Genomic DNA, 6,538 nt, shown 5'->3' with positions numbered 1-6,538 from the left:
GGGGTCTTCTTTATTGGCGCTCTTCTGGGGGCCGTCCTGGGGGTTGCCTTTTCTGCCCTGGGAGGGGTTGCGCCGGAACCGGTGGTTCTGCTTGTCCTGGCCGCCGCCACGGGTATCGCAGCACTCCTGCTCCAGCGGATCATGATCATTCTTTCCACCAGCTTTGCCGGTTCCTGGAGCATGGTCATCGGATCGGCCTATTTTGTCACGGGCCGGGTCAATCCCGCCGATATGGAGGGGCTCTTCCGGCTGGACCAGAGGTTGCTCTATCTGCTGATGGGGAGCTGGGTGCTCCTGGGAGCTGCCGGGACGGTGGTTCAGCTCAAGACAACTAAAGCCCGCTCGCGTCAGGGAAGCTGGCGATCCTGAGTTCCCCGGGGATCGGGAGCCAGGCCTGGGCATTTTCGGCTTGACAAATTCTATGGGCCGGAAAATACTCTCATGAACAAGATATTGTCTGTTTCAAAGGAAGAGAGTGAAATTCTCTCACGGACGCGCCACTGTAATCGGTTACAACGAGCCTGGGGGCCACTGAGCTGAAACGCTTGGGAAGGCGGCATCGTTGCAGCGCCGTAAGTCAGGAAACTTTGACAGATGATCTGGTATCCAAGCTTCGCGAGAAGAGCTTGCAGATACGTAGGACCCTGTCCCCGACACGTGTCCCTCCGTACAGGCAAGCCTCCGCACACAGGAGGTTTTCTATGGGTTTTTCAAAAAGATCAGAAGGAACAAGACAGTGGAAGAGGGGCTTTGCCCGGGTACTGTCCGTAGCAGTCCTGCTCGCTTCGGCAACGCTGGTTTTTACCGGGTGTGATAACCCGTTCTCCAGTTCTTCAAGCAGTGGTTCATCGTCAATCGCCGTTGCGGGAGTGTGGGAACTCGATTTGTCCAGCGAATTTGGACCGTATATCGAGAAATGGATTATCACGGATAACTCGATTCACTACAAATCCTCATCCGATGGCGAGACGTTCTCCACAACATACCAAGCAACAATCGTCAAATTTGTCAATGGACGGCTGAATGCCGAGGATACCGCGCTTACCGCGAGTCGGCAAGGAGATACCACTAACCCCGGTTTTGCGGTGATCGAGTATACCGAAGTCGACGGCGCGGGGACGGGCGAAGTGGGGAAGTTCAACGTCTTCCGCTGGGCGGACAACAACGACAACAACACACTGCGGGATTTTACGCAGGGGTATAAAAACATTGGTTCCGACTGGCCGGATAACGTTAACGGTGTCTTTGCAACCGCCAACGAGGCAGAAGCTGGCGCCACCACTGAAGACTATTTCGCTGGCGCTTCAGAGGGCGCTGGTCGCCAACAATAGCCGGTATCAATGCAACGCTACGCTCCGCTCCTGATCATACCGTTGGTTCTCCTGCTTGCGGGTTGCGACAGCACCGGTGCAGGAGGGGATGGAACAACCGCTCCCCTTCCAGATCCCGGTCCCTTCCTGCACGGTGAAGGCGTGCATCGAGGAAGTCCGGCGATTATCGGCTGGGCCACCGGCCTCGGCCCCGGAGGCTACGACCCAGGGGTTGGGGCGGAAGCGTACACCAATCCGGAGCAGGCCCTGGGGCCCGCCTCCGGCATCTCCACGGACGTGCTGGTCCTGGGCGACGGCGGTCAGGTGACTCTGGCCTTCGCCGCACCCATCGTAAATGCTCCCGGATATGCCGACTTCGCGGTGTACGAGAACGGTATCTCAAATCCCTCTGCCGGAACCGTCTTCGCTGAACTGGCCTGGGTAGCCGTGGCATCACGGGAAAGCGCAACAGACCAGGAGTTCGCCCGCTTTCCCGCTACCACCACGCGAACCGAACCGGTAGGGCCCTTTGAGCAGATCGATCCTGATCAGTACAGAGGTTTTGCCGGCGTTCACCCCGCAGGCACGGGTACCGCTTTTGATCTGCAGGAACTGGCGGAGCACGACCTCGTCAAGGACGGCACGGTGGACCTCTCGGCGATCCGCTACATCCGGATCATCGACGTAATCGGCAATGGCAGCCAAAGGGACGACAGCGACCCGCCCCGGAAGATCTATGACCCCTACCCTACCTACAACCCCAACATCACCGGCAACACTGCCGGGTTCGACCTGGATGGAGTGGCGGTCCTGGGGAACCCGTGACACGAGCCTGCGCCACCCGCGCCCTGGCCACCTGTGTGCTCCTCGGCCTGGCTGCCGGTGCCCCCCCCCCGAGGGCAAGCGAGACTCGCCAGAACTCAAACGGAGGAGATCCACCCTCGGAGACTATCGTTACCGCCCGCGCTCCCGATTCAGACCGGCGTCAGACACCCGGGGTAGTTGTTCTGGAGCTTGAAAAACACCGCCAGGAAGGAGCGGTCACGGCCGCTGACGTGGTCCGACGAGTCCCCGGTGTAATCCTCCAACGCCAGGGCTCGGGCTTTGAAAGTTCCTCGGTACGAATACGAGGTTCCGACAGCGAACAGGTGATCCTCCTGAGGGACGGACGCCCGATCCTGGATGGACGAACTTCCCTTGCCGATCTCAGCAGAATATCGCTGGAGGGAATAGAGCGGATCGAGATCATCCTCGGGCCAGCTACCGCCCTCTACGGAGTCGGAGGCGCTGCGGGAGCTATCAACCTTATCTCTGCCGACTCCTCGGGAGAACCCCCGGGAATTCAGGGCACCACCCGAGGAATATGGGGGAGTTTTGGCGAGTATCGTCTTGAAACGGAGGCTTCGCGAATCCAGGAGACCGATACGGGGCGAATTACCTACACTGTCGCTGCCGCAGGAACCTACGCCGAGAACAGCTACAGCTATACCCGGGCCGGGTCCGAGGAGACACGGGAAAACGCCGGGGGCGAAGAGGGATCGCTACGACTCCAGGTGAAACAACAAGGAAAACGTCACCACATTGGCATTGAGACGAGTTTCTCGCATTTCAGCAGGGGCCTGCCCGGAACCATCGAGTTCCCCGCCGTTTCAGCTGAGCTGCAAGAAGACCAGACCTCTCTCAGAGTTCATGGGAAAATATCCGAAGACGGCAGCAAGAACTCCCGGCGATGGAGTATCACGGGCGACGCAGGCCTCTCCCGCTCGGACCGGACATACCAGGACAGGGATTACCCCCTGGGCGCTCTGAAGAGCGATTCCAGCCTCACCCTTCTGCACGGCTCCATCACCCTTGCCACCCCACTTGGGCCGGTATCACTGGGACTCCCCCTGATGGGCCGCTGGGAGTTTCTCGATGATACGGCTCTGGGGGAGCGGGACCGGACCCTCCTGGGTGCAGGACCTTCTCTGGAAACGGTCCTGATCCTGAAGAATCGGAGCGAGGTCAACCTCAATCTTCAGGCGCGAGCCGAGCTGTCATCGCAGGAAGATGAGCACCTGCTCCCCAGTTTCCGTGCCGCTGGAGGGTGGAATGCTGCTGCCCGGCCGCTGTGGATAGGAGTCTCTCTCTCCCGCGGATACCGGCTCCCCGATTTCTCCGAGCTCTTTCTTGAACAATCAGCCTTTGCCGTGGGAAACCCCCACCTGGACCCGGAGCGCAGTCAATCGGTAGAGGCGGAACTGCGTTGGGGTGGTCTGGCCGCCCGTTCTGCCGAGAAGGGCGCCCCCCTCGGCCCCCTCAGCTCCAAAACAGGGGTCAGAATAGCTCTCCACCGGACAACCTACGAGGATCTGATCCAGTGGCTCCCGGATCCGAACGGTTTCTGGCGTCCCCGCAATACCGGTTCAGCCCTGATCTACGGTGGAGAGGTGGATCTCTCCTGCCAGGTTCCCCTGGGGCTCAGCGCCTGGACATTTGAAGGAGAGCTGGGAGGCGAACTCCTCCAGGCTTTGGACAGAAATACCGGCGTAACCTACAATAAACAGTTGCCCTATCGGTCGGAACTATCCTTCAATTCCTCGGCGGGGCTGGCTCACATGATGGGACATCGCTTTTCCCTCTCTGCCACGAGCCGGGGAGCCCGTCCCGTGACGCGGCAAAACACCGTCTGGCTCGATCCCTATATCAGCATCGATGCCTCCTGCACCGTTGCGTTGCGCCCGCACAGGGCCTACCTCGGGATCTCCCTGCGAAACGCTCTGGATGAGGAGTATATTGAAACCCGCTTCTACCCCAACCCGGGGCGGGAAGTCCGTATCTCCCTGGAGGTGCGCTGGTGAAAACCGGGAAAAGACCTCCATGGGCACAACTCTTCTTCACTTCCCTGATCCTCTGTATCTCACTGTTGTCCTGCTCCTTCTGGTTTGCCCCGGACGAGGCCGAGGGAAGGTCCCGGGCACCAAAACAGGAACTGCTCGTCGTTCACAGCCTCGCAGAGACGCTCAGCTCCCTTCATCTGGGCGAGGATGGGGCATTCCTGTCACAGCAGAATGATCTGGTCCGACTCGGGGCCGTTCCGAACGAGATCATATCCGTTGGGTACGAACTGGCGATCACCCTCTCGGGAGAGAATCGTCTTCTTTTTCTGGACAAGGAGCGGCTGTTCCGGCGCGATTCGATAGACTTTGGATACAACGTAAACCCCATGCGGACTGCAGTGCTGAATTCCGGCACTCCCGACCCAGGGCAGTCGATCTTTGCCACCTCGGGCCTCTTCACATCCCGAATACATCTCTACAGCAGGGCAGGCACGGACCAGGACATAGCAGGCGCCATGAAAACGGGCCAGTCCCCCCAGGCAGTGCTGGTCCTTCCCGATGGGCCCAATAGCGTCCGCCTCATCGTCGCAAACACCGCCTACAGCAGCGCCCGTCCTTCGGAGAATCCCTTTGGCCCGGCATCGCTCACGGTCTTTACCCTCTCCTTCCAGGAAAAAGACAATGTTCAACTGGTGGAGACCCAGGACATAGACTTGGAGAAGGATACCCATGACCCCGACACCGACCCGGGGCTCAATCCCGTGGCCCTGGTAGATATGAAACTCCACGACGAGACAATCGATGAAATCGTCGTGGTGGGATCGGGAAGAAATCTCGGTTCCAGCGGAACGGGAGATGACGATGGGACTGTCCTGGTTCTGAACAGGGAAACACTGGAAGTAATCCAGCGGATTTCTGTGGGGGGCTCTCCCGGAGCTGTGGCTGTCCTCCCCCTCGACACCGGAGGTCATGTTCTTTTTCTTGTGGGTACCACGGGGATACAATCAATAACACGCTCCCAGGAAAAAGAATGGAGCCAGGAAAGCACTTCTGTCTACACCGCCCAGGGGGGACTCCCCTTCCTGTCCGATGTCGTTGCGTGGCACAATGCCCTCTATGTGGCAGACTTCGGAAGAAACAAGATTCTTCGGTTCCGGCATGATGGAGGGGAAGAGCTCACCCTTGTGGAGGAGCGCTCCGTCTCCGATGGCCCCATCGCCCTTCTGGTGAGGAGTGACACCACGGAGTAGCAGCCGTGATTTTCCCTCAGGACGAAGCAAAACGACTTCTCGCAGCCGGCACCGCAGCGGTTTTTCTGCACCTGCTGGGATTCGGTCTCTTCGAGTTCTTTCGCCCGGTGAAGGGAGAGCCTCCGGTCCGGACGATTGCGGTCGAACTGGAAATCCGTCACACCGAACCCGCTCCACCGGGTATATCGGAAACGGTGGAAATACCCAAAATACCAGAGGCATCACCCAAACCTTCCCGACAGCAGAGCGAAACCAGCCACACGTCGCCTCCGGAGCCGGAACCAGAACCAGAGCCGGAGCCGGATAAAAAACCACCGTCAGAACCCGCGCCTCGTAGCACAACCACACCGGAAAACCCGCTCCCGGAACCCCTCCCCGAACCTGAACCCCGGGAGAGGACCAAAGTACCATCGCTCGCCGATCAGGCCGCTCCCGAGACCAGACAGGGCGCCTCCACGGCGCAACCCTCCTCCCCCCCGGGGGAGACCCTCCCGACGGGCCCTCTCCGCCAGACTCCCTCTGCACCAACCATCGATCCTACCCGGTACGTGGAGCCCCAATACCCCGAGGCGGCCCGAAGAAACGCGATTGAGGGCACGGTAGTTCTGGAGATCTCCATTAACAACCGGGGAAGAGTTGGCAATATCCACATACGCGAGACGAGTGGTTCCGACATACTCGATAGGGAAGCCCTGCGTGCGGTGCGTCTCTGGCGTTTTGACCGGGCCCACGCCAACACCACCACCATTCACAGGGTTACCTTCCGTCTCGACTGACCCCGCCCCCGAACATTTCCTCGACCTTTCCCGGCCTCGGTGCGTATACTTGAGGGCACGAGATAAAAAACACGGAGCACCATCAGGGAGGACGATCATGCCGACACACCACCATCCCCTTCGCCCCCTTCTCCGGGCCCTGGTCGTGGCCCTGGCAGGCATCTCCCTGGCAGCCTGCCGCCCCGGCCCCCCGCGAGGTTCCGCGCAAGACCCGGAACANCCCCCGGAGCAGGAACCCCGGCCCGTGCTGGTCGTGGCCGTGGAAGAGGCCCCCCTGGTCCGAACCATCCGGGGGTCCGGCATGGTCTCGGGGATCCGCGAGGCCTCGGTGGTGACCGAGACAGAAGGCCCCCTGCAGCGGGTCTTCTTTGATCTGGGAGATC

At 60.1% G+C, this 6,538-nt stretch carries 6 protein-coding genes and 1 riboswitch; all 6 genes read left to right on the top strand.

What is annotated here, in order from left to right; translation table 11 throughout:
* Window positions 1–369: TM7S3/TM198-like domain-containing protein (locus B071_RS0110975; RefSeq protein WP_026245174.1), on the top strand; the 369-nt coding region annotated here is incomplete at its 5' end.
* A gap of 72 nt (window positions 370–441) precedes the next feature.
* Window positions 442–609, top strand: a riboswitch (cobalamin riboswitch).
* A 92-nt stretch (window positions 610–701) separates the two neighbouring features.
* Window positions 702–1,331: a hypothetical protein gene (locus tag B071_RS0110970; RefSeq protein WP_157703172.1), complete on the top strand. Its 630-nt coding sequence runs from the start codon at window positions 702–704 to the stop codon at window positions 1,329–1,331.
* Window positions 1,332–1,340: 9 nt separating this feature from the next.
* Window positions 1,341–2,135, top strand: coding sequence for a hypothetical protein (locus B071_RS17230; RefSeq protein WP_018527137.1), 795 nt, complete (start codon window positions 1,341–1,343; stop codon window positions 2,133–2,135).
* Window positions 2,132–4,150, top strand: a complete 2,019-nt coding sequence (locus B071_RS0110960) for a TonB-dependent receptor (RefSeq protein ID WP_018527136.1) — start codon at window positions 2,132–2,134, stop codon at window positions 4,148–4,150. The genes B071_RS17230 and B071_RS0110960 overlap by 4 nt, the downstream gene beginning before the upstream one ends.
* Complete coding sequence (locus B071_RS0110955; RefSeq protein WP_018527135.1) at window positions 4,147–5,379, top strand: YncE family protein; 1,233 nt, start codon at window positions 4,147–4,149, stop codon at window positions 5,377–5,379. Before B071_RS0110960 ends, B071_RS0110955 begins: the two co-directional genes overlap by 4 nt.
* Window positions 5,380–5,384: 5 nt before the next feature.
* Complete coding sequence (locus tag B071_RS0110950) at window positions 5,385–6,155, top strand: energy transducer TonB (protein ID WP_018527134.1); 771 nt, start codon at window positions 5,385–5,387, stop codon at window positions 6,153–6,155.
* Window positions 6,156–6,538: the final 383 nt, after the last annotated feature.

The sequence above is a fragment of the Alkalispirochaeta alkalica DSM 8900 genome, assembly GCF_000373545.1.
GTDB lineage: Bacteria > Spirochaetota > Spirochaetia > DSM-27196 > Alkalispirochaetaceae > Alkalispirochaeta > Alkalispirochaeta alkalica.
This window is presented reverse-complemented; position numbering and strand designations above follow the sequence as displayed.

Coding starts and splice junctions, on each gene's coding strand:
- B071_RS17230 (WP_018527137.1), top strand. CDS start 1,341: ATGCAACGCTACGCTCCGCTCCTGATCATACCGTTGGTTCTCCTGCTT.
- B071_RS0110970 (WP_157703172.1), top strand. CDS start 702: ATGGGTTTTTCAAAAAGATCAGAAGGAACAAGACAGTGGAAGAGGGGC.